This is a genomic window from Amycolatopsis minnesotensis, from assembly GCF_039529815.1.
Taxonomy (GTDB): Bacteria; Actinomycetota; Actinomycetes; order Mycobacteriales; family Pseudonocardiaceae; genus Amycolatopsis; species Amycolatopsis minnesotensis.
This window is the reverse complement of the sequence record NZ_BAAANN010000006.1, coordinates 234,960-255,312: the sequence shown is the minus strand read 5'-3', so window position 1 is coordinate 255,312 and position 20,353 is coordinate 234,960. Positions and strand designations below refer to the sequence as shown.

Genomic DNA, 20,353 nt, shown 5'->3' with positions numbered 1-20,353 from the left:
CCCCTCCACCGGTCCAGTGGTCCTACACCATCTGGGTGACACGCACCATAACGGCCGGACCGGTGGAGCGTTCACCTGGTCCGGCCGTATCTGGTCCGAAAGGTCACCGATCGGTAGCGCGCTGCTGTCCGGCGAGGAAGTGGGCGATCTCCGCGGTGGCCGGGTACAGCTCGCGGTAGCGCCGGTAGAACCCGTCGTACACGCCGGTCCGCGCCGGATCGGGGCGGACGACGGTGTGCACGGGGTTCCACGCGGCGATGTCCGGTTCGAGCCCGACGGCCACGCCCGCGAGCAGCGCGTCGCCCAGCGCCGCGCCGATCGTCTCCGCGGGAACCTGCTGCTCGGCCCCGGTCACGTCGCTGACGATCTGCGTCCACAGGCCGCCCTGCGTGCCACCGCCGACCGCGACGAGGCGGCTCGACGCGCCGCCCGCGGACGCCATCACCTCGAGGTTGTGCCGCACGCCGTAGGCGATCCCCTCCAGCGTCGCGCGGTACAGCTCGCCCAGCCCGTGCGAGGTCGTCAGCCCCGCGATGATGCCGCGGGCGTCCGGGTCGAAGACGGGGGTGCGCTCGCCCGCGAAGTACGGCAGCGTAAGCAATCCCCTGCTGCCCGCCGGCACCTCGGCGGCACGGCCGACGAGGTCCGCGAAGTCGCCGCCGACGAGCCTGCGCAGCCAGTCCGTGATCGCCCCCGAGGTCGCCATGCCCGCGGCGAGCGAATAGGTGCCGGGGAAGGCGCCGCGGGTGGTCCACAGCCCCGGATCGGGGCGCGGGTCGGCGAGCACCTGGACGAGGAACATCGTGGTGCCGTACATGACCATCGTGTCGCCGGGATCGGCCACACCGACGCTCGCCGCCTCCGCCCACGCGTCGACTGTGCCCGCGGTGACCGGAAGCCCTTGCGGCAGACCGGTTTCCGCGGCCGCGGCGGCGGAAACCGTGCCCGCGACCTCGGTCGGCCACAGCAGCCGCGGCAGCCGGATGCCGGGCGCGGTCAGCTCGGCCCAGTCGGCGGCCCAGTCCGCCGCGCGCAGGTCGTACATCGGGTCGCACTGGCTCGCCGAGTGGTGGTCGAGCACGTACTCGCCGGTGAGCCGGTGCACGAGGTAGGAGCTGGCCATCAGGAACAGCTCGGTGCGCTCGTACACCTCCGGCTCGTGCCGCGCCAGCCACCGCCACTTCGGGCCGACCGCCTGCGAGGACAGCGGCGTACCGCCGCGCTCCACAATGGACTCGGTCCCGAGTTCGGCGGTCAGCTCCTCGATCTCGCGCGCGGCGCGGGTGTCCACGCCGTACAGGATCGCGGGCCGCAGCGGGCGCCCCGCCGCGTCCGCGGGGAGCAGCACGGGACCGATCCCGCTGACCGCGAGCCCGGCGAGCGCGCGGTCGCCGGCCGCGCTCGCCAGTTCGCGGGCCAGCGCGAGGAAGTCCTGCCACCACACGGTTTCCGCGTCGTGCTCGACCCATCCCGGGTGCGGGTAGGAGGTGTCGTGCGCGCGGCTCGCGCGCGCCAGCACCTCGCCGCGCGGGCTGACCAGCACGCCCTTCGAGCTTGACGTGCCGATGTCGATCCCGAGCAGCAGCCCGTCAGCCACGGGACCACTCGTCGAGGCGGACGCCCATCAGCTTCGCCGCGGCACGCAGCTCGGCACGGCGGTCACCGGGGATCGCGTGGATGTGGTTCGCGCCGAACTTCGACAGGAACAGCTCACCCGGCGCGTCGAGCCGGGTGAAGGCGTGCGGCCATTCCGGAGTGGACTGCCGGATCAGCTCTTCGTTCGTGGCGTCGTCGTAGCTTTCGAACTCGCCGAGCATGAGCTGCAGCCGGTACTCCCCCGCCTCGCGGGTGAGCCTGCCGAGCGTCATCTCGCCCGGTGCGGCGATGTGCTGCACCGACGCACCGCCCGCGGGGAAGAAGAACACCTCGGGGTAGAAGTTGACCTTCGCGAGGTTCTCCGCCGGGTCGTCGCTGCGCGCGGCGTACCAGGTGGCGTGCTGGCCGGAGTTGCACAGGTCCCAGATGTCGCGGTCGGCGTGGTAGTGCCGGACGTCGGCGAAGAGCACCGGCGTGCCGGAGATCTTGTGCATCAGCTGCATGGTCAGCGCGCCGTCCATGTCCGCCTCGGTGGCGGTGACGTGCACGTCCTTCGGCCCGTTCCAGTCGTACGGGTCGTTGAGGAAGGCCTCGGTGACGTCCATCGTCGCGAAGTGCTCGGTCAGCTCGGGCTGGCCCTTGATCCCGGAGAAGTCCAGGTTCCGCTCGGCGATGATGTCGCGGATCGCCTGGTACGAACGGATCTGGCGTTCGAGCAGCTCCGGTGTGAGCTTCTTGCCGTCGTAGTGCACCCCCGCCGCGTGCGCCTCGATCCACTCGCGCGCCTTGGCCGCCTCGCCCGCGTCCGCCTTCTCGGCGCGCAGCACCAGCTCGTACTGGTCGATCTCCTCGACGTCGATGCCGAACTGGCGCATCCACTGGTCGGTGTTGGCGACCGCGGTGTTCATGCCCATCGGGCGCCCGCCGAACCGGCCGAACGTGGAGCCCCGCAGCGAAGCCACCGCCGAGGCGGCCCGCGCGTGCGCGCCGACCTGTTCGGCCAGCTCCGCGTCGTCGGGGGCGCCCCACAGGCGGGTGTGCTCCCGGCCGATCTGGTCGAGCGCGCCACCGGCGGCGAGCATCCCGACCAGCCCTGGCTCGGTGGGATCGGTGCTGGCCACCAGCACCAGCGGGCTGCGGGTGGCGTCCGCGGCGAGCATGGTGAAGTGCGGGAAGCTCCACACCGCGTAGTAGAAGATCGTGACGTCGACGTCGGCGGCGGCGACGCCCCTCGCCGCCGAACTGGCCGCCGCGTTGGTGGCGACCAGATCGGCGCCGGTCACCACCTCGTGGCCCGCGGCCTCGAGAGTGCGCACGAGTCTGTCCTGTTTGGACTGAATGAACTCGGCGTTGCGTGCGTGCACATGATCACGGCCATCGGAAATACTGAGCACACCGATACGGGCCACGAGTCCTCCAGGCAGCCAGGGTCGCGGACAGGATGAGTAATCGTTTACCCGAGACGCTATTCTGCACGGTGGGCAGTGTCAATAGCCCGGGTCGGCGGCCGGCGGAGGCCGTTTGGTCGCCACCGGTCCGGTGGCGGAGGATGAGGGGAGGTCGCCGTGGCGACCATCAGCGATGTCGCGGAGCGGGCCGGTGTCTCGACCGCCACGGTTTCCCGCGCGCTCAACGGCAAGTCCACTGTGGACCCGGCACTGGCCGCGCGGGTGCAGGCGGCGGCGGCCGAGCTCGGATATCACCCGAACGGCCTCGCCCGCAACCTGCGCCGCCAGGAGACAGCGGTGCTCGCGCTGATCATCTCCGACGTGGAGAACCCGTTCTTCACCGCGATCGCGCGCGGCGTCGAGGACGTGGCGCAGACCGCCGGATACTCGGTGGTGCTGTGCAACTCCGACGAGAGCGCGGAAAAGGAACGCCGCTACATCGACGTGGCGCTCCAGGAACGCGTCGCGGGCGTGGTGCTCTCCCCCACCGGCGCGTCGACGAGCGTCCAGGTGCTGAGCCAGCGGGGGACCCCGGTGGTGGCGGTCGACCGCCCCCTCACCACCGAGGTCGGCGACCAGGTGCTCGTCGACACCCGGCTCGCCGCGCGGCAGGCCACCGAGCACCTGATCGCCGCGGGCTACCGGCGCATCGCCTGCCTCACCGGGCCGGCCGGGGTCCGCACCGCCGACGACCGGCTCGCCGGTTACCAGGACGCGGTGCGCGAGAGCGGCGCTTCGGGTGCTTCGGATGACGAGCTGGTGCGGCGCTCGGAGTACCGGGCGACGGGCGCGGCGGAGGCCACCGCGGACCTGCTGGCGCTCACCCCGCCACCGGACGCGCTGCTCGTCGCGAACAGCACGATGGCCGTCGGGGTACTGGAAGTGCTCGCCGCGCGCGGGCTGCGGCTCGGACGGGACATCGGCGTGGTCGCCTTCGACGACGCGCCGTGGGCGACCCTCGTGGACCCGCCGCTGACGGTCGTCGCGCAGCCCGCCTACGACATCGGCACCAGGGCGGCGCAGCTCTTGCTCGCGCGCATCGGTGACAACACGAGGGAAACCACCTCGGCCACCCTCGCCGCCCGCCTGATCCCCCGAGGCAGTTCCTCCCGCACCGCCTGAGCACGTGTGCTCGATGCTGTTCCTCCGGCGGGGTTTGCTCCCTGCCGGAGCCACCACGAGGGCGCGGCGTTCAGTGCCCTCGTGGTGGCCATCGGGGAGAAAGCAGCGCGCCGGGTGCGCTATCCCTGCTTGTTCATTTCGGCATACACCTGGGCGGCGTTGTCCTTGGTGACGAGCTTGGTCGGCAGGGTCTGGGTCTTCTCGACCTTGCCGCAGTCGACGAGAAGCGTTTTCGCGGCGGCGACGGCTTCCTTGCCACCGGTCGGGTAGACGAAGGTGGCCGAGAGGCGGCCCGCTTCGACGGCCTTGATGCCGCCCGCGTCGATGGGGAGGCCGTCGATGCCGATGATCTTGAGATCGGGTTTGCCCGCGTTGGTGGCGGCGATCCTGGCGCCCTCGGCCATCGGGTCGTTCTGCGAGTAGATGGCCTGGATGTCGGGGTGCGCCTTGATCAGGGCGTCGGCCTGCGCCTGGCCCTTGTCGCGCAGCCAGTCGCCGTCGGCGGTGGCGACGATGTCGACGTTCTTGCCCGTGATGCCCTGCTGGAAGCCGTCGGCGCGTTCCTTGGCCGGGGTGGATCCGGCGAGGCCGCGGATCTCGGCGATCTTGCCGCCGCTCGGCAGGAGCTTCGTGCCGACGAACTCGCCGGCCTGCTTGCCGATGTCGACGTTGTTGGCGCCGATGAAGGAGGTGTAGGCGTCCCCGTCGACCTTGCGGTCGAGCACCAGCACCGGGATGTTCTTGCTGTAGGCCTCCTTGACCACGTTGGTCAGCGGGGTGGCCTCGTTGGGGCTGATGATCAGCAGGTCGATCTGCTGGGTCAGAAAGGTCTGGACCTGCTCGACCTGTTTCGAGTTGTCCTGCGCCGCGTCGGCGAAGTTGACCTTGAACTGCGGCACGCCCGCGGCGGCGGACCTGATGTCGTCGTCCATGCGCTGGCGGTACGGCTCGGCGACGTTGGCCTGGCTCATCCCGATGGTGTAGCTGCCGTCCTTGCCGCACTTCTTCGGCGCCGACTGCTGGCCGCCGCTCTGCGGGGCGCCCGAGTTCTCGCTCGTGGTGCCGCAGGCCGAGGTCGCGACGAGGGCGCAGGCCGCCAGCGCGGTGCCGGCGACCACCCTCCGTGTCCGCACTGTCATGGCAGTTCCCTTCTTCGTTGTCGGCGAGGTCGGCACGATCAGCCCGCGGATGCCGGGCGGAGCCGCTGCAGGCCCGCGGCCAGCACGATCACCAGCCCGATGATCAGCAGCTGGATGTTGGAGTCGATGTTGTTGAGCGCCAGGATGTTCCGGAGCACGCCGACGAGCAGCGCACCGGCGACGGTGCCGACGACCGATCCCCTGCCGCCGGTGAGGCTGGTGCCGCCGATCACCACGGCGGCGATGGCGTCCAGTTCGTACATCGCGCCGTCGTTGGGGCCGCCGAAGTTCAGCTGACCGGCGTGCACGATCCCGGCGAGCGCGGCGAGCAGCCCGCAGATGCCGAACACCAGGATCTTCACGCGGGTCACCGGCACACCGGAAAGCCTCGCGGCCTTCTCGTTGCCGCCGATCGCGTAGATGTGCCGGGAGAACGCGCTGACCCGCAACAGGATCACGGCGAGCGCGGCGACCACGATGAAGATGAGCGCGGGAATCGGCACGAGCCCGTTGAAGGTGCGCTCGCCGAGCAGGGAGAAGGTCAGCGGGGCCTGGTGGGCGCCTTCGCCGTAGGTGATGGTGATGCCCTGCCCGCCGGACCAGATCCTGGCGAGCCCGCGCGCGATCTGCATGCCCGCCAGCGTCACGATGAACGCCTGGATGCCGAACTTCGCGATCGCCACGCCCTGCAGCAGCCCGAACGCGAGCCCGATGGCGAGCACGACCAGCACCGCGGGCACGAGGCCGAGGTCGTCGTTGACGAGCAGCACGGCGGCGCCGACGCTGGCGAGGCCGAGCACCGAGCCGACGGAGAGGTCGATCCCGCCGATCAGGATCACCAGCGTCATGCCGACGGCGAGGATCCCGGTCTCCGAGGTCGCCCGCACCACGTTGAAGAGGTTGCTGGAGTCGAGGAAGAGCAGTTCGCCGTTCTTGGCGGGCGAGAACACGATGGCCGCGATGAACACCACGACGAGCCCGAACACGCTCTGGAAGCGGAACACGGTGGACACGAGGTCGGTGCCGCGGGCCCGCTTCAGCTCGGGGTCGAGCACCGTCGACGGGCCGGGCCCGCCGGTGTCGTTCTTGGTCTGCTCGGTCATGACCTCTCACCCAGTTCTTCGCTCACGGCTCCCTCTCCCATCGACGCGGCGAGGAGATCGGCTTCGCTGACGGAAGCGGTGTCGATCTCCTGCACGCTGCGCCCGTCCTGCAGGACGATCACGCGGTCGCACACGCCGATCAGCTCGGCGGGCTCGGACGAGGCGAGCAGCACGCCGACGCCGCGGCTCGCGGTTTCGCCGAGCAGGCGGTAGATCTCGGCCTTGGCCCCCACGTCCACGCCGCGGGTCGGTTCGTCGAGCAGCAGCAGCGACGGCTCGGTCAGCAGGTTCCGCCCCAGCACCACCTTCTGCTGGTTGCCGCCGGACAGCGAGCCGACCGGGCTGGCCAGCGACGCGAGCTTCACGCCGAGCCGCTCGGTGGTCTCGGTGGCCAGCGCGCGCTCCTTGGCCCTCGGCACCGCGCCGAGGCGCGCGATCCGTTCCACAATGGACAGCACGGTGTTGGCCAGCACGGAATGCTCGAGCGAAAGGCCGGCGATCCGGCGGTCCTCCGGCACGAACGCGATGCCGAGCTTGATCGCCTGCCTCGGCCCCGACGGCGCGACCTCCTCGCCGTCGAGCAGGATCCGGCCGCCGGTCGGCTTCCCCGCGCCGACGCCGAAGAGCGTTTCCAGCAGTTCGGTGCGCCCGGCGCCGAGCAGCCCGGCGAGCCCGACGATCTCGCCGCGCCGCACCCGGAGGCTGATACCGGCGGGGTCGCGGCGGCCCGGCCTCGGCCGCTTGTGCCGCACCACCAGGTCCTCGATCCGCAGCAGGTCGTCGCCGTCCGGTTCGTCCGACAGGTGCGCGCTGTCCGGCTCGGCCTCGGTGCGGAACATGAGGTGCACCGGCCTGCCCACCATCGCCTCCGACGCCTGCGCCGCGGTCATCGCGCGCGCGTCGAACTCGGCCACGACGGAACCGTTGCGCAGCACGGTCGCGCGGTCGGCGACCTGGCCGATCTCGTCCATCCGGTGCGAGATGTAGACGATCCCCGCGCCGCCCCGCCGCAGCTCGGCGATCACCGTGAACAGCTGCTCGACCTCGTGGGAGGACAGCGCCGAGGTCGGCTCGTCCATGATCAGGATCCGCGCGTCGAGCGAGAGCGCCTTCGCGATGGTGACGAGCTGCTGCTCACCGGTCCGCAACTGCTCGATCGGGCGGCGCGGGTCGAGGTCGACCCCGGCGCGATCGAGCAGTTCGCCGGTCTCGGAGAGCATGCGGCCGCGGTCGACCACGCCGTAGCGGGTCTTGAGCTCCTTGCCGAGGAAGACGTTCTCGGCCACCGACAGCGCGGGCACCAGGTCGAGCTCCTGGTGGATCATCGCGATCCCGGCGCGCTGGGCGTCGACGGGGCGGGTGAAGTGGACCGGCTCGCCGGAGACCCTGATCTCACCGTCGTAGCCGCCGACCTCGCCGGAGAGCACCTTCATCAGGGTCGACTTGCCGGCGCCGTTCTCGCCGAGCAGCGCGTGCACTTCGCCTTCCCGCACGGTGAAGTCCACTCCGGAGACCGCCCGCACCCCGCCGTAGGCCTTGCTGATCCCGGCCATCTCGACCAGCGCGGCACCCCCCGCAGCCTCACTGTCCATCCGCATCCTTCGTTGGCGACGGTCGGCGTCCCGGCCTGCGCTGGTGATGCCGGACCTGGCCCGGCACCTTCGGCGGCACCCGAGAAATCGATTACCCGAGAAAGTTAGAGTGACCGGGACTACGTGTCAAGCATCACCCGATCGGGTTCTTTACCCCAGGTGCGCCACGGCCGTGGAGCCCGCGTACGGCCCGCACTGTACCGACCACGCGGTGCGCACACGACCACTTTGGAACCGGGACCGCCGGATCGGAGCAGGCTCGTGACACGCCCGGACCCGGCGCCGGAGTGGGACAATGCAAGAAGCGGTCACCAAGGCCACACGGCCCTGGACAACGCCACCCTGACGAGGCAGACTGACCGGCGATCGCCTACAGCATGTGTTTGATTATGTGCGTTCCGTGTCGATCTTTGGTGAATTCACCCACATTTGCGGTCAGAAATCGCACGAACCCGCACACGCGGGCTAGTCTGGGCGCATGACTATGGCGCTGGAAAACGTGCTCGCGAAGGCAGGGCTCCGAGTGGATGCCACCGAGTTCCTCACCCTCATCGAGGATGCCGCACGCAGGCTGTCCCCGCTGGCGCCCAACCCCGCGGAGTTCTTCCCGTCCGACACGCGCGCCGCGCTGACCGACGTCGGGCTCGATCTCTCCCCGTACCAGGAGGACGAAGCGGACTTCCGGGCCAGGACGGTGGCCGCGCACGCGGTGTTCGCCGAATCCTCGCTCACCGCGAACGAGGTGGCCAAGAACCTCGGCGTCGACCGCAGCCGCATCCGGCACAAGCTGTCCGAGAGCAGGCTCACCGGCTGGAAGGACCAGAGCGGCTGGCGGTTGCCGTCGTGGCAGTTCACCGGCAGCGGGGTACTGCCCGGCCTCGAGGTGGTGCTGGCGGCCGTGCCCGCGGACCAGCCCGCGCTCGTGGTGGCCGCGTTCATGAGCACACCGCAGGAAGACCTCGTGATCAACGAGCGCCCGGCGACGCCACGGCAGTGGCTGCTGGCGGGTGGCGACCCCGAAGCGGTCGTGGCACTGGTGGAGGTTCTGGGCACGCCCTTCTAAGCTGTCCTCCCGGCCCAAGATCACGAGAAACAGGTAACAGCACGAATGGCAAGGCTCCCCCTGCCGCCTTCTCGCGCCGTCCTGGTCAACGAGCTGAACCGCACCGAGGACGTCGTGGCGGTGCACCCGGGGACCAGGCTGGTGCGAATCTTCACCGCGCACGGCAACCATCCGCAGCAGTGGAACTCGTTCCGCTACACCGGCCCGCTCCCGCACGGCCGGTTCGACCAGCAGCACCCCGCGCGAGGGGGCAAGCCGGTCACCGACCCCGGGAACGGGGTGCTCTACTTCGGGCTCACCGTCCGCACGAGCGTCGCCGAGGTGTACCAGACGACCTCCACCGTCGACCGCAGGACGCGCGGCCCCCGGCTCGTCGTGGTGCGGCCGACCAGGACGCTGCGCCTGCTCGACCTGTCCGGCCTGTGGCCGACCAGGGTCGGCGCGTCGCAGGAGATCTCGAGCGGCCCGAAGCGCATCACGCAGGCGTGGGCGCGCGCGATCCGCACGGCCTTCAGCGATCTCGACGGGCTCTGGTACCGGTCGTCGATGGACTCCGGCGGCCCCGCGCTGTGCCTGTGGGACCCGCCCGCGGGTGCGGCGCTGCCCGTCGAGCCGGACGTGCTGCTCTCGCTCGACCACCCCGGGCTCGACGTGCCGCTCGGCAGGGTGTGCGCGGAGCTGAACTACGTCCTGCTGGACTAGCGGCTGTAGAAGTTCTCCTAGACGTGCTCCCGCCCCGGTAACCACTCCCTTCCCGTGCCCGATGCTGCGCGTGACGGACAAAGCTTGTCTGTCACATCGAGGGAGGGAAATCCATGAAGCTCAGAGCTCTGGGATGCGCGGTGGCCGCGGGCGCGGCGGTCGTGACGGCACCGGCGGCGGCTTCCGCGGCGGCCGCGTGCACGTGGACGCCATCCGCGCTGGGGCTGCCTGCCGGAGCCAGCGACGGCGGCATCACCGCGACCGACCACCAAGGGGGCTACGCGGGCACCGCCGCGTTCTCCGACGGCGCGCACGTGGTCACCTGGAAGAACGGCAAGGTGACCGACCTCGGCTCGCGGGTGTCGTACGGCTCCGCGTCGGCGGTGCTGGGCGAGAACCGCGCGGGCACGGTGGTCGGCTACGCCACCGCGGCCGGATTCCCGACCCCGACGCACGCCTACGCGTTCCGCTCCGCGGGCACCAGGCTGGAGGCGCTGCCCGAGCTGCCGAACACCTGGCTGGCGAGCGCGCAGGGGATCGACGACAAGGGCAACATCTTCGGGGTCAACGCCGTGCAGGGGGCGGGGGGCGGCTCCTACACCGTCGAATGGCCTGCCGACCAGCCAGGGCAGGTGGTGAAGCTGGCCGGGATCCCGGCGGCCAAGAACGCGCTGCAGGTCGACCACGACGGCTCGCTGCTGCTCTCCGGTGAGGGCGGGCCGTGGATCTGGCGCGACGGCAAGGCGACCCCGCTCGCCAAGGTCCCCGGCGCGACGAGCGCGACGGGCAGTGCGATCTCGAACGGCCGCGTCGCCGGTACCGCGACCATCGGCGGGGCCAGCGTCGGCGTGCTCTGGAACCCCGACGGCTCGGTGGTCAAGCTGCCGAAGAGCACGGGCGCGTACCACCTCAACTCCGCCGGCCTGACCGCGGGCGTGAACAGCGACGACACCGAAGCCCTGTGGCGGCTCGGCCAGTTCGACCACACCTTCCCCGGCTCCCGGTTCGACACCTTCGTCGAGGTCGTGTCCGACGACGGCACGGTGGCGGGCAAGCACGGCGGGGACAAGCTGCAGCCCACCGTCTGGCGCTGCCGCTAAACGAGAACAGCGCACCGCCACGCAAACCAGCCACTGCCCGACACTGGCTAGAGGTGGCGTGCCCACCAGGCGAGCACGGCCTCGAACCGCCGCACCCGGTGCCTCGGCCTGCCGGACCGGCTCAGCTCGTGCCCTTCGCCGGGGAACAGCAGCAGCTCGGTTTCGGTACCGGCGCGCTTGAGCGCCACGAACATGCGCTGCGCCTGTTCCACCGGGCAGCGCCAGTCGAGTTCGGAGTGCACCACGGCGAACGGGATGCCGATGCGGTGCGCGTGCGTGAGCGGGCTGCGGGCGCGCTGCTCGGCGGGATCGTCGCCGACGTAGCAGTGGGAGAACTTCCAGCCGATGTCCGAGCTGCCGGTGAACGAGTCCCACGCGTTGACCGCGCGCTCACTCCACGCGGCGCGGAAGCGCTCGCCGTGGTGCGCGGCGAGCCAGCCGGTCATGAACCCGCCGTAGGACCCGCCCATCAGGCCGGTCCGGTCGCGGTCGAGATCGGGCCGCTCCAGCGCCGCGTCGAGCAGGGCCAGCAGGTCGTCGGCGTCGACGGTGCCGAGCGCGTGCAGGATCGCGCGGCCGTGCGACTCGCCGTAGCCCGCCGAACCGCGCGGGTTCGCGAGCACCACCGCGTACCCCGCGGAGGCGTACACCTGCGCCTCGTCGAACAGGCCCCAGCCGTAGTCCGCGAACGGCCCGCCGTGCACCACCAGCAGCGCCGGGTGCGGGCCGTCGCCGTCGGGCAGCACCAGCCAGCCGTGCACGGGATACCCGTCGGCCGCTGTCGCGGACAGCTCGACCAGCGGGTGAATTCCCTTGTCGCGCAAGGGTTTCGACCAGTCCGTGAGCGGCCCGGAGCCGAGCAGGACGAGATCCCCGCGCGAGTCCGGGGTCGCGATCGCGGCGACGATCCTGTCCCCGTCCGCGGCGAACGCGGTGACCCGCGCGCGCTCGCCGCCGACCAGCCGGAGCCCGGCCAGCCCGGTGCCGTCCGCGGTGCGCGGGACCGCACGCAGTTCGACGGCACCCCTGGTGCGGACGGCGACCAGCAGTTCGTCGCCGAAGGGCACCGGCGGCCCCGCGGCGGGGTCGCAGTCGACGGTCTCGGCGTCGGTGAGCCGCCGCAGCCCGGCGACGGAACCCGGCTCCGGCAGCGCCGCGGCGAAGAGCCCGACGTTGCGGATCTCCGGTTCGGGACCGGGAAACTCGGTGCCGTAGAAGAAGAGCGTCCCGCCGTCGAGGCAGAGCCGCTCGGCGTACCCGCGCATCCGCACGACCAGCTCCGGCGCTCCGCCCGCGGCCGGAATCGCGTAGACGTCGCACTGGTCGCCGTCCTCGCCGCCCCAGTCGCGCCGCGCGACGACGAGCACCCGCTCGCCGTCGGGGGTCCACACGGGGTGTTCGACGTCGGTTCCCCCGTCGGTGAGCGGCTCAGCGGGGACGGGCCCGCCGAGCGCGTCGACCACGAAGAGCCGCAGCCGCCGGTCGGCGAGGAACCCGACGTCGTCGAGCCGGTAGTCGAGCCGGGTGATGCGCCGCGGCGGCTCCGCGTCCGCCGTGACGGTTCCTCCGGAAGAGTCCGCGGTGCCGTAGCGCCCCGGTTCCGGTACCCGCGCGGTGAAGGCGATCCGCCGCGAGTCCGGCGCCCACACCGGCTCACCGGCGCCGAGCGGGAGATCGGTGAGCCGCTCCCCCTCACCGCCGTCGGACGGCATCACGTGGAGCTGGGCGGGATCACCTTCGACGCGGCGGAGGAACGCGACCCACCGGCCGTCCGGCGAGATCGACGGCGCCGAATCGTGCCGGCCGCGCGCACCACGGGTCCACGCCCGCTCCGTGCCGTCGAAACCGATTCTGCGCACCGCCCCGGTGTAGCGGTCGGTGTCCAGGCAGGGCCGCGAGACCGCCGCCAGCAGGAGTTCACCGCGCAGCGCCAGCCGCCCCGGTACCGCCAGCAGTTCGATATCCGAAGGACGCACCGGCAGACCCTATCGGCAGCGGGTCAGCGCGCGTTCTCAACGCCGGTCAGCGCGCTTCTTCCCGCGCTTCCCGCGCTTCCCGCTCTTCGGGGGCCTCGGCGTGCAGGTCGAGGCCGGTGGCGTGCACCGATTCCGGGTCCCGCTTCGCCTTCATCAGGCTCGCGACCGTGGTGATGGTCAGCACCACGACGATGACGCCGAGGGACACCCAGTTGTTGATGTCGAGCCAGTCCGGCACGGCGTCGTACTCGTGCAGGGCGTGCAGGAACAGCTTGGCTCCGATGAAGCCGAGGATCACCGCGAGGCCGTAGGACAGGTAGACCAGCTTCGAGACGAGCCCGCCGAGCAGGAAGAAGAGCTGCCGCAGGCCCATCAGCGCGAACGCGTTGGCGGTGAACACCAGGAACGCGTCCTGCGTGATGCCGAAGATCGCGGGGATCGAGTCGACGGCGAAGAGCAGGTCCGCCGACCCGATCGCGACGATCACCACGAACATCGGGGTGATCCAGCGCCTGCCCTCGCGCTTCACGAACGACTTGTGGCCGACGTAGTCCTCGGTGACCGGGAAGACCTTGCGCACCAGGCGGGTGACCGCGTTCTCTTCGTACTCCTCGTCCTCGTCCTTGTTGCGGACCATGCTCACGGCCGTCCACACGAGGATCGCGCCGAAGAGGAAGAACACCCAGACGAACTGCGCGATCAGCGCGGCGCCCACCGCGATGAACACGCTCCGCATCGCCAGCGCCAGCAGGATGCCGACCAGCAGCACGCGGTGCTGGTGGATCGCGGGCACCTTGAACGAGGACATGATGATCATGAAGATGAACAGGTTGTCCACGCTGAGCGAGTACTCGGTGATGTACCCGGTGAAGAACTCGACCGCCGGGTGCTGCCCGGCGAAGAACCACAGCCCGATCCCGAACAGCACCGCGCACGAAATGTAGAAGATGACCCAGCGAGCTGCTTCACCCGTGGTTACCTCGTGCGGCTTCCGGTCGACGATGACGAGGTCGAGCGCGATGAGCGCGAGCAGGCCACCGACCGTGGCGACCCACAACCACAGGGGAACAGTCATGAAACGAAACCTCCGGATAGTGCGCAGCAGCAGCTAACCGGAGGTCTCTTCCGCCGGTGAAAAACCGGCCGGCGGTACCGGGCGCCCGGGGGCAGCCGTGCTGACGACACCGCCGCGGAGGAATACTCCCCTCACAGCAATGTCCATTTTGACTGCTCAGCGCCGTGAACGCCAGCCGGGGTCACCCGCGTCACCGGGATGTCGGACGTAATGTCGGTCACGTCCGGCCGGCGAGCCTTGTTCCGGCGCCTTCGTCCACGCTGCGTGCGCGCCCGGTTGCGCCACCCATGGGGAGTTCTCAGGAAAGGTCACATACGGTCAACCCGTGCCCCGAATCCCGCTCCCCCGCACCCGCGGCGGCAAGCTGCTGACGCTGGTGCTCGTGCTCGTCGTGCTGGCCGGTGCCGGTGTCGTCTGGGTCCGCTCCGGTGACACCGCGCCGCCGGTCGCCACCGAGGACGCGATGGTGCCCGTCCCGGCCGCGCCGGGCTCCGCCGACCGGATCCAGCTCGACACGACGCTGTACCGGCCAGGCACCTCCCCGGCGCCGGCGGTCCTGCTCCCGCACGGGTTCGGTGGCGACAAGAACAGCGTACGGACCCAGGCCGAGGAGCTGGCCAGGCGCGGGTTCGTCGTGCTGACCTACTCCGCGCGCGGATTCGGCCGCAGCACGGGGAAGATCTCGCTCAACGACCCCGGTTTCGAAGTCGCCGACGCGCAGCGCCTGCTCGACCTGCTCGCCGCGCGCCCCGACGTGGTCCAGGACGGCAAGGGCGATCCGCGCGTCGGCGTCACCGGCGGCTCCTACGGCGGGGCGCTGGCGCTGCTGCTGGCAGGCACGGACAAGCGCGTCGACACGATCGCGCCGGTGATCACCTACAACGACCTCGCGCAGGGGCTGGTGCCGAACGCGGCGGGCACCGGCGCGCCGACCCCGGCGGCGGGCGCGTTCGCCCCCGACGGCGTGTTCAAGAAGTCGTGGGCGGGCATCTTCTTCTCCGCCGGGTCCGGCGCGGCCGGGCTCGGCGGCTCGGGCGGCGCCGGGAACGAAGCGCCGGAACCGGGCCAGCAGGGCGGTGACAGCGGCTCGCAGGCGGGCGCGACCGGCGGGCAGAGCGGCGGAGCCGCCGCCGCGCAGCCGCCGAGCCAGGCGATCACGCCGAGGCCGGGTTCCGGCGACCCCTGCGGCCGGTTCAGCGCGGAGGCCTGCGCCGCCTACACCGAACTCGCCACCACGGGGCGCATGAGCGAACGCACCGCCGCACTGCTGCACCGGGTGTCCCCGGTTTCGGTGACGAACCGGATCACCGCGCCGACCCTGCTGGTGCAGGGCGAGAACGACACCCTGTTCGGGCTCGACCAGTCCGACGCGACCGCGCGCCAGATCACCGCGGCGGGCGGGCGGGTGAAGACGATCTGGTACACCGGCGGCCACGACGGCGGCCAGCCAGGCCCGAAGCTGCGCGCCTCGATCGGCGACTGGCTTTCGTTCCACCTCGCCGGGAAGGGCACCGACCCCGGCACCGGGTTCGCCTACGACGTGCAGGGCACGCTGCGAGCCAACGGCGCGCCGTCGGTGCGCAGCGTGGAAGCGCCCGCCTATCCCGGCCTCGCCTCCGGCGCCACCGAACGCCGCGAAGTGGCGTTGTCCGGGCCGCCGCAGACCGTGGTGAACCCGCCTGGCGGGAGCCCGGCCGCGGTCAGCGGGATGCCGGGGCTCAACGGCGTCGCGAGCAGTTCGTCCCGGCTGGCCGGGCTGTTCGGGATCGACCAGCCGGGCCAGTCCGCGCGCTTCACCTCGGCTCCGCTCGACGCGCAGTTGCTCGTCGCGGGCGCCTCGACCGTCCGGCTCACGGTGTCCGCGCAGCAGGCGGGCGGCACCGCGCCCGGCGAAGCCGTCCTGTTCGTGAAGCTGTACGACGTCGGCCCCGACGGCACGCGCACGCTGCCGTCGAACAACCTCGCCCCGATCAGGGTCACCGGCCTGCCCGCCGACGGTTCGCCCCGCGAGGTCCCGGTGACGCTGCCCGCCATCGTGCGGCCGGTCGAATCGGGCCACGCGCTGCAGCTGTCCGTCAGCACCACGGACCAGTCCTACGCCGGGTCGGCGACCGCGGCGGCCTACCGGATCGGGCTCGCCGGCGCGCCCGCGGTTTCGGTGCCCGTGGTGCCGGGTCGCGCGGTCAGCACCGGCTGGCCGGCCGGGAAGGTGCTCGGGATCGCGGGCATCCTGCTCGCCGCCGTCGCGATCGCGCTCGTCGCCGCGTTCCGCCGCCGCCGTTCGCACCGCGTCGACGGGGAACTGGCCCCGGTGCCGCTGGTGATCACCGGGCTGACGAAGTCCTACCCCGGCGGTCTGACCGCGGTGAACGACCTGTCCTTCCGGGTGGAGCCTGGCCAGGTGCTCGGCCTGCTCGGGCCGAACGGCGCGGGCAAGACCACCACGCTGCGCATGCTGATGGGCCTGATCACGCCGACTGCGGGCGAGATCAAGGTGTTCGGGCACACGATCTCGCCCGGCGCGCCGGTGCTGTCCCGGATCGGGTCCTTTGTGGAGGGTTCGGGCTTCCTGCCGCACCTGTCCGGCGAGGCCAACCTCCGGCTGTACTGGGACGCCACCGGGCGGCCGGGCGAGAAGGCCCATGTGGCCGAGGCGCTGGAGATCGCCGGGCTCGGCGACGCGGTGCGCCGCAAGGTCCGCACCTACAGCCAGGGCATGCGGCAGCGGCTCGCGATCGCACAGGCGATGCTCGGCCTGCCGGAGCTGCTCGTGCTCGACGAACCGACCAACGGGCTCGACCCGCCGCAGATCCACCAGATGCGCGAGGTGCTCCAGCGCTACGCCGCGACGGGCCGCACGGTCGTCGTCTCCAGCCACCTGCTGGCCGAGGTCGAGCAGACCTGCACGCATGTCGTGGTCATGCACCGCGGGCGGCTGGTGGCCTCCGGCGAGGTCGGCGACATCGTCGCGGCCGGCGGCGAGGCGACGTTCCGGGTGGACCGCCCCGAAGCGGCCGCGACCGCGCTGCGCGGGGTCACCGGGGTGTCCGAAGTGGACGTCGAGGGCGATCTCGTGCACGCCGATCTCGACGGGCTGCCCAGGGCCGACGCGGTGGCCGTGCTGGTGCGCGCCGGGGTTTCGGTCTCGCAGGCCGGTCCGCGGCGCCGCCTGGAAGACGCGTTCCTCCAACTGGTCGGTGAGGACACGACATGAGTAGAACGGAATCCGGGGACAACGCGGCGCTGGACCACGGGGTGCACACCGATCCCGCGGCGCTCGACGAGCTGACCGAGGCGGCCGAGCACGAGCGCACCGAGATCAGGCAGGACGGCGCGGTCGCGGGCTACCGGGCGGGGCGCACGCTCCGGCTCAGCGTCGAACTGCGGCGCCAGCTGAAGCGGCGGCGAACCCAGCTGGTGCTCGGGTTCGTCGCGGTGCTGCCGTTCATCCTGGTGGTCGCGTTCTCGGTCGGGCAGTCCAGCCCGAACCGGCGTTCGGGCGGTTTCGTCGACCTGGCGACCGCGAGCGCGCCGAACTTCGTGGTGCTGGCGCTGTTCGTGTCGGGCACGTTCCTGCTGCCGATGATCGTCGCGCTGTTCTTCGGCGACACCATCGCGAGTGAATCGTCGTGGTCGAGCCTGAAGTACCTGCTGGCGATCCCGGTGCCGCGGCACCGGGTGCTGCGGCAGAAAACGGTCGTGTCCGGGCTGCTCTCGGCGGCCGCGCTCGTGCTGCTGCCGCTGGTCTCGCTGGGCGTCGGCGTGCTCTTCTACGGCGCGGGCGACGCGATCAGCCCCACCGGCGACGCGGTGTCCTTTCCGGACAGTCTGCTGGCGATCGCGATGGCGACGGTGTACGTCATCGTGCAGCTGGCCTGGGTCGCCGGGCTCGCGCTGCTGCTGAGCGTGTCGACCGACGCGCCGCTCGGCGCGGTCGGCGGCGCGGTGCTGGTCGCGATCCTTTCGCAGATCCTCGACCAGATCACCGCGCTGGAGGGCCTGCGCGACTACCTCCCGACGCATTTCTCGTTCGCCTGGATCGATCTCATCTCCACCGACATCGACTGGACGAACATGGCCAGCGGCCTGCTCTCGTCGACGATCTACGCGACGGTGTTCCTGCTGCTGGCCGGTCGCCGGTTCGCCACGAAGGACGTCACGAGCTGATCCCGCCGCCCGGTCCGCCCCTGGGCGGGCCGGGCGGGTCCGACCGGAAGGAGCGCCGACGGCGATGTCCTCGACCACCCTCGAAACCGCGGGCGAGGTCGCCGTGCTGCGCCTGGCGCACGGCAAGGCCAACGCACTCGACACCGAACTGTGCACCGAACTGGTGAGCCGGTTCGGCGAGTTGCAGGCGTCCTCGTGCACCGCGGTCGTCCTCACCGGCCGCGACGGCATCTTCTCCGCCGGGGTCGATCTGCGCCGCCTCGACGACGGCGGTCCCGGCTACGTCCGCGAATTCCTGCCCGCGCTTTCGGATGCGTTCCTCGCCGTCTTCGACTTCCCGCGCCCGGTCGTCGCCGCGCTGAACGGGCACGCCATCGCGGGCGGCGCGGTGCTCGCCGCCGCCTGCGACCGCAGGGTGCTCGCCGGCGAGCGGGCCGGGATCGGGGTCACCGAGCTACTCGTCGGCGTGCCGTTCCCGTTGACAGCGCTGGAAATCCTGCGCTGCGCGTTCGGCACGAGCGCGCTGCGCGGACTCGTCTACCTCGGTGCGGTCCACGACGGGGAGGACGCGCTCCGGCTCGGTCTCGCCGACGAACTGTCCGATCAGGACACCGTGCTGCCGCGCGCGATCGACCTCGCCGAGCGCCTCGGGTCGCTCGGCGCCGACGCGTTCGGCCACACCAAGGCACAGCTCCACCGGCCGTTCATCGAGCGCATCGGCGAACAGCGGCCAGGCGACGACGCGCGCGTCGAAAAGATCTGGACCTCCGATGAGGCGCTCGCGTCGATCTCCGCCTACGTCGAGCGCGTGCTCAAGAAGAACGGCTGAGCACGATCTCGCCGAAGGACCACGGTTCGAACGGCTGCCCGGCCTGCACCGGCCATGCTTCACCGGTGCGGCCTCCGGCGAGCACCGCGTCGGCCGCCTCGCCCACCAGCGCCGGTTCGGCCACCAGCACGCCCGCCTCTTCCAGGCGCGGCGAGAACGGTTCGAGCATCGGCGTCCTGACGAACCCGGGGCACAACGCGTTCACGGTGATCGGCGAATCTTCGAGCATCGCCGCGCAGGAGCGGACCAGCCCGATCGCCGCGTGCTTGGCCGCCGCGTAGAACACGTCCCCCGAGAGCGTCAGCCCGGCGATGCTCGCGGTCACGAGAATCGCGCCCCCGCCGCGCGCCCGCATGCCGGGCAAGGCGGCCTGGATGCCGAACACGACCGCGTCCAGGTTGACCCCGATCCCCCGCCGGTAACGGTCCACGTCGAAGCCGTCCCCGAAGGACGTCCCGCCGGGGATGCCCGCGTTGAGGTGCAGCACGGCGATCCCGCCCAGTTCCTCCGCCGTCCGCACCGCGGCCCCGGTACCGTCCGCTGTGGACACATCGGCGTCGACGAACACGCCGCCGGTCTCGTCCGCGACGGCGGCACCGCTTTCGTCGATGTCCGCGATCACCACGGTCGCGCCCTTGGCCGCGTGATGGCGGGCCAGCGCGGCACCGATCCCCCGCGCCCCACCGGTCACCAGCACCACCCGGTCAGCCATCGGTTTCCCCGGCCTTGAAGTCGATCCCGGCGCGGCGCGCCATCCGCTTGCCCGCGAAGTTCACCGCCACCAGCAAGGCGATCAGGAGCACCGTGCTCAGCACCGGCACCACGTCCAATGGCAGCGTGCAGGCCATCACGACCCGCGCGATCGCGTCGGCCACGAAGGCGACGCCCCATGCCGCGGTCATCCACCGGAGCGCGCGGCGGAACGGTGCGCTCGTCCGCCACTGCCCGCGCCAGTGCTCGGACTGCGACGCGGGAAGGACGCGGTAGAGCGCGGAAAGCAGGAACGGCTCGCCCGCGCCGAGCAGGGTGCTGAGGATCCACAGGCCGAAGACGCCGGTGCCCCAGCTTTCCCGCGCCATCAGCAGCCGCGGGCTGCCGGTGAACACCGAGAGCACCGTGCCGAACACCATCATCACGAGCACGGCCCCGCCGATCCGGTCGATCGTGCGGGTCCGCGCGAAGGTGCGCACCGTGCGCCAGAGCGGGATGATCCCGCCTGCCAGCAGCGCCCACCAGATGCTCACGTCCAGTGCGCGCAGGGCGTAGTAGAGCCCGATCGGCACGATCACGTCGCTCGCCCAGCTCGCGCCGAGCCTCAGCCAGGCTTCGCGTTTTTCCTGTTTCGTCGTCACCGGTGCGGTCACGTCTGTTCCCTCCGCCGTCTTCCCGACTTCGAACCTAGGAACCGGCCGCGGCTCGCGGGATCCACCTGGGAACCCGG

16 protein-coding genes are annotated in these 20,353 nt (G+C 71.4%); 7 read left to right on the top strand and 9 right to left on the bottom strand.

The genetic code is table 11. The features are described 5' to 3' along the window. Positions 1-103: 103 nt before the first annotated feature. Positions 104-1,597, bottom strand: a complete 1,494-nt coding sequence (locus ABD256_RS10170; RefSeq protein ID WP_344416029.1) for an FGGY-family carbohydrate kinase — start codon at positions 1,595-1,597, stop codon at positions 104-106. Next, on the bottom strand, positions 1,590-3,005 hold the full coding sequence (locus tag ABD256_RS10165) for an L-fucose/L-arabinose isomerase family protein (protein WP_344416027.1): 1,416 nt from the start codon (positions 3,003-3,005) through the stop codon (positions 1,590-1,592). The genes ABD256_RS10170 and ABD256_RS10165 overlap by 8 nt, the downstream gene beginning before the upstream one ends. A gap of 156 nt (positions 3,006-3,161) precedes the next feature. Here ABD256_RS10165 and ABD256_RS10160 point away from each other — a divergent pair, with 156 nt between their 5' ends. Beyond that, positions 3,162-4,166, top strand: coding sequence for a LacI family DNA-binding transcriptional regulator (locus ABD256_RS10160; RefSeq protein WP_344416025.1), 1,005 nt, complete (start codon positions 3,162-3,164; stop codon positions 4,164-4,166). 119 nt (positions 4,167-4,285) lie between these two features. On the opposite strand, the gene ABD256_RS10155 is transcribed toward ABD256_RS10160, so the two are convergent. The 3 genes from ABD256_RS10155 to ABD256_RS10145 are packed head-to-tail and all read right to left on the bottom strand — an operon-like array spanning position 4,286 to position 8,000. Beyond that, a complete protein-coding gene (locus tag ABD256_RS10155; RefSeq protein ID WP_344416023.1) occupies positions 4,286-5,305 on the bottom strand; it encodes a substrate-binding domain-containing protein in 1,020 nt (339 codons plus the stop codon). 38 nt (positions 5,306-5,343) lie between these two features. Further along, positions 5,344-6,408 (bottom strand): ABC transporter permease, encoded by a 1,065-nt coding sequence (locus ABD256_RS10150; RefSeq protein ID WP_344416021.1) that lies wholly within the window; start codon positions 6,406-6,408, stop codon positions 5,344-5,346. Beyond that, entirely contained in the window at positions 6,405-8,000 is a 1,596-nt protein-coding gene (locus ABD256_RS10145; protein WP_344416019.1) for a sugar ABC transporter ATP-binding protein, read from the bottom strand. The genes ABD256_RS10150 and ABD256_RS10145 overlap by 4 nt, the downstream gene beginning before the upstream one ends. 478 nt (positions 8,001-8,478) lie before the next feature. Between ABD256_RS10145 and ABD256_RS10140 the strand changes: the two genes are divergently transcribed. The 3 genes from ABD256_RS10140 (at position 8,479) to ABD256_RS10130 (ending at position 10,865) form a co-directional block, all read left to right on the top strand. Beyond that, positions 8,479-9,063 (top strand): DNA-binding protein, encoded by a 585-nt coding sequence (locus ABD256_RS10140; RefSeq protein WP_344416017.1) that lies wholly within the window; start codon positions 8,479-8,481, stop codon positions 9,061-9,063. Between the two features lie 45 nt (positions 9,064-9,108). After that, complete coding sequence (locus ABD256_RS10135; protein ID WP_344416015.1) at positions 9,109-9,765, top strand: RES family NAD+ phosphorylase; 657 nt, start codon at positions 9,109-9,111, stop codon at positions 9,763-9,765. Between the two features lie 113 nt (positions 9,766-9,878). Further along, positions 9,879-10,865 carry a hypothetical protein gene (locus tag ABD256_RS10130; protein WP_344416013.1) on the top strand — a complete coding sequence of 329 codons (987 nt, stop codon included), beginning with the start codon at positions 9,879-9,881 and terminating at the stop codon, positions 10,863-10,865. Positions 10,866-10,912: 47 nt separating this feature from the next. On the opposite strand, the gene ABD256_RS10125 is transcribed toward ABD256_RS10130, so the two are convergent. After that, positions 10,913-12,841 (bottom strand): S9 family peptidase, encoded by a 1,929-nt coding sequence (locus tag ABD256_RS10125; RefSeq protein ID WP_344416011.1) that lies wholly within the window; start codon positions 12,839-12,841, stop codon positions 10,913-10,915. A 46-nt stretch (positions 12,842-12,887) separates the two neighbouring features. After that, positions 12,888-13,916 carry a TerC family protein gene (locus tag ABD256_RS10120; protein ID WP_344416009.1) on the bottom strand — a complete coding sequence of 343 codons (1,029 nt, stop codon included), beginning with the start codon at positions 13,914-13,916 and terminating at the stop codon, positions 12,888-12,890. Between the two features lie 325 nt (positions 13,917-14,241). Here ABD256_RS10120 and ABD256_RS10115 point away from each other — a divergent pair, with 325 nt between their 5' ends. The 3 genes from ABD256_RS10115 (at position 14,242) to ABD256_RS10105 (ending at position 18,912) form a co-directional block, all read left to right on the top strand. Continuing rightward, positions 14,242-17,130, top strand: a complete 2,889-nt coding sequence (locus ABD256_RS10115; RefSeq protein ID WP_344416007.1) for an alpha/beta fold hydrolase — start codon at positions 14,242-14,244, stop codon at positions 17,128-17,130. Continuing rightward, positions 17,127-18,083 carry an ABC transporter permease gene (locus ABD256_RS10110; RefSeq protein WP_344416005.1) on the top strand — a complete coding sequence of 319 codons (957 nt, stop codon included), beginning with the start codon at positions 17,127-17,129 and terminating at the stop codon, positions 18,081-18,083. The genes ABD256_RS10115 and ABD256_RS10110 overlap by 4 nt, the downstream gene beginning before the upstream one ends. A gap of 64 nt (positions 18,084-18,147) precedes the next feature. Next, a complete protein-coding gene (locus ABD256_RS10105; RefSeq protein WP_344416003.1) occupies positions 18,148-18,912 on the top strand; it encodes an enoyl-CoA hydratase/isomerase family protein in 765 nt (254 codons plus the stop codon). On the opposite strand, the gene ABD256_RS10100 is transcribed toward ABD256_RS10105, so the two are convergent. Together ABD256_RS10100 and ABD256_RS10095 are read right to left on the bottom strand one after the other, a co-directional pair. After that, complete coding sequence (locus ABD256_RS10100) at positions 18,896-19,624, bottom strand: SDR family NAD(P)-dependent oxidoreductase (protein WP_344416001.1); 729 nt, start codon at positions 19,622-19,624, stop codon at positions 18,896-18,898. The genes ABD256_RS10105 and ABD256_RS10100 overlap by 17 nt on opposite strands. After that, a complete protein-coding gene (locus ABD256_RS10095; RefSeq protein ID WP_344415999.1) occupies positions 19,617-20,276 on the bottom strand; it encodes a VC0807 family protein in 660 nt (219 codons plus the stop codon). Before ABD256_RS10095 ends, ABD256_RS10100 begins: the two co-directional genes overlap by 8 nt. Between the last annotated feature and the right edge of the window lie 77 nt (positions 20,277-20,353).

Coding starts and splice junctions, on each gene's coding strand:
- ABD256_RS10155 (WP_344416023.1), bottom strand. CDS start 5,305: ATGACAGTGCGGACACGGAGGGTGGTCGCCGGCACCGCGCTGGCGGCC.
- ABD256_RS10150 (WP_344416021.1), bottom strand. CDS start 6,408: ATGACCGAGCAGACCAAGAACGACACCGGCGGGCCCGGCCCGTCGACG.
- ABD256_RS10145 (WP_344416019.1), bottom strand. CDS start 8,000: ATGGACAGTGAGGCTGCGGGGGGTGCCGCGCTGGTCGAGATGGCCGGG.
- ABD256_RS10140 (WP_344416017.1), top strand. CDS start 8,479: ATGACTATGGCGCTGGAAAACGTGCTCGCGAAGGCAGGGCTCCGAGTG.
- ABD256_RS10135 (WP_344416015.1), top strand. CDS start 9,109: ATGGCAAGGCTCCCCCTGCCGCCTTCTCGCGCCGTCCTGGTCAACGAG.
- ABD256_RS10130 (WP_344416013.1), top strand. CDS start 9,879: ATGAAGCTCAGAGCTCTGGGATGCGCGGTGGCCGCGGGCGCGGCGGTC.
- ABD256_RS10120 (WP_344416009.1), bottom strand. CDS start 13,916: ATGACTGTTCCCCTGTGGTTGTGGGTCGCCACGGTCGGTGGCCTGCTC.
- ABD256_RS10110 (WP_344416005.1), top strand. CDS start 17,127: ATGAGTAGAACGGAATCCGGGGACAACGCGGCGCTGGACCACGGGGTG.
- ABD256_RS10105 (WP_344416003.1), top strand. CDS start 18,148: ATGTCCTCGACCACCCTCGAAACCGCGGGCGAGGTCGCCGTGCTGCGC.
- ABD256_RS10100 (WP_344416001.1), bottom strand. CDS start 19,624: ATGGCTGACCGGGTGGTGCTGGTGACCGGTGGGGCGCGGGGGATCGGT.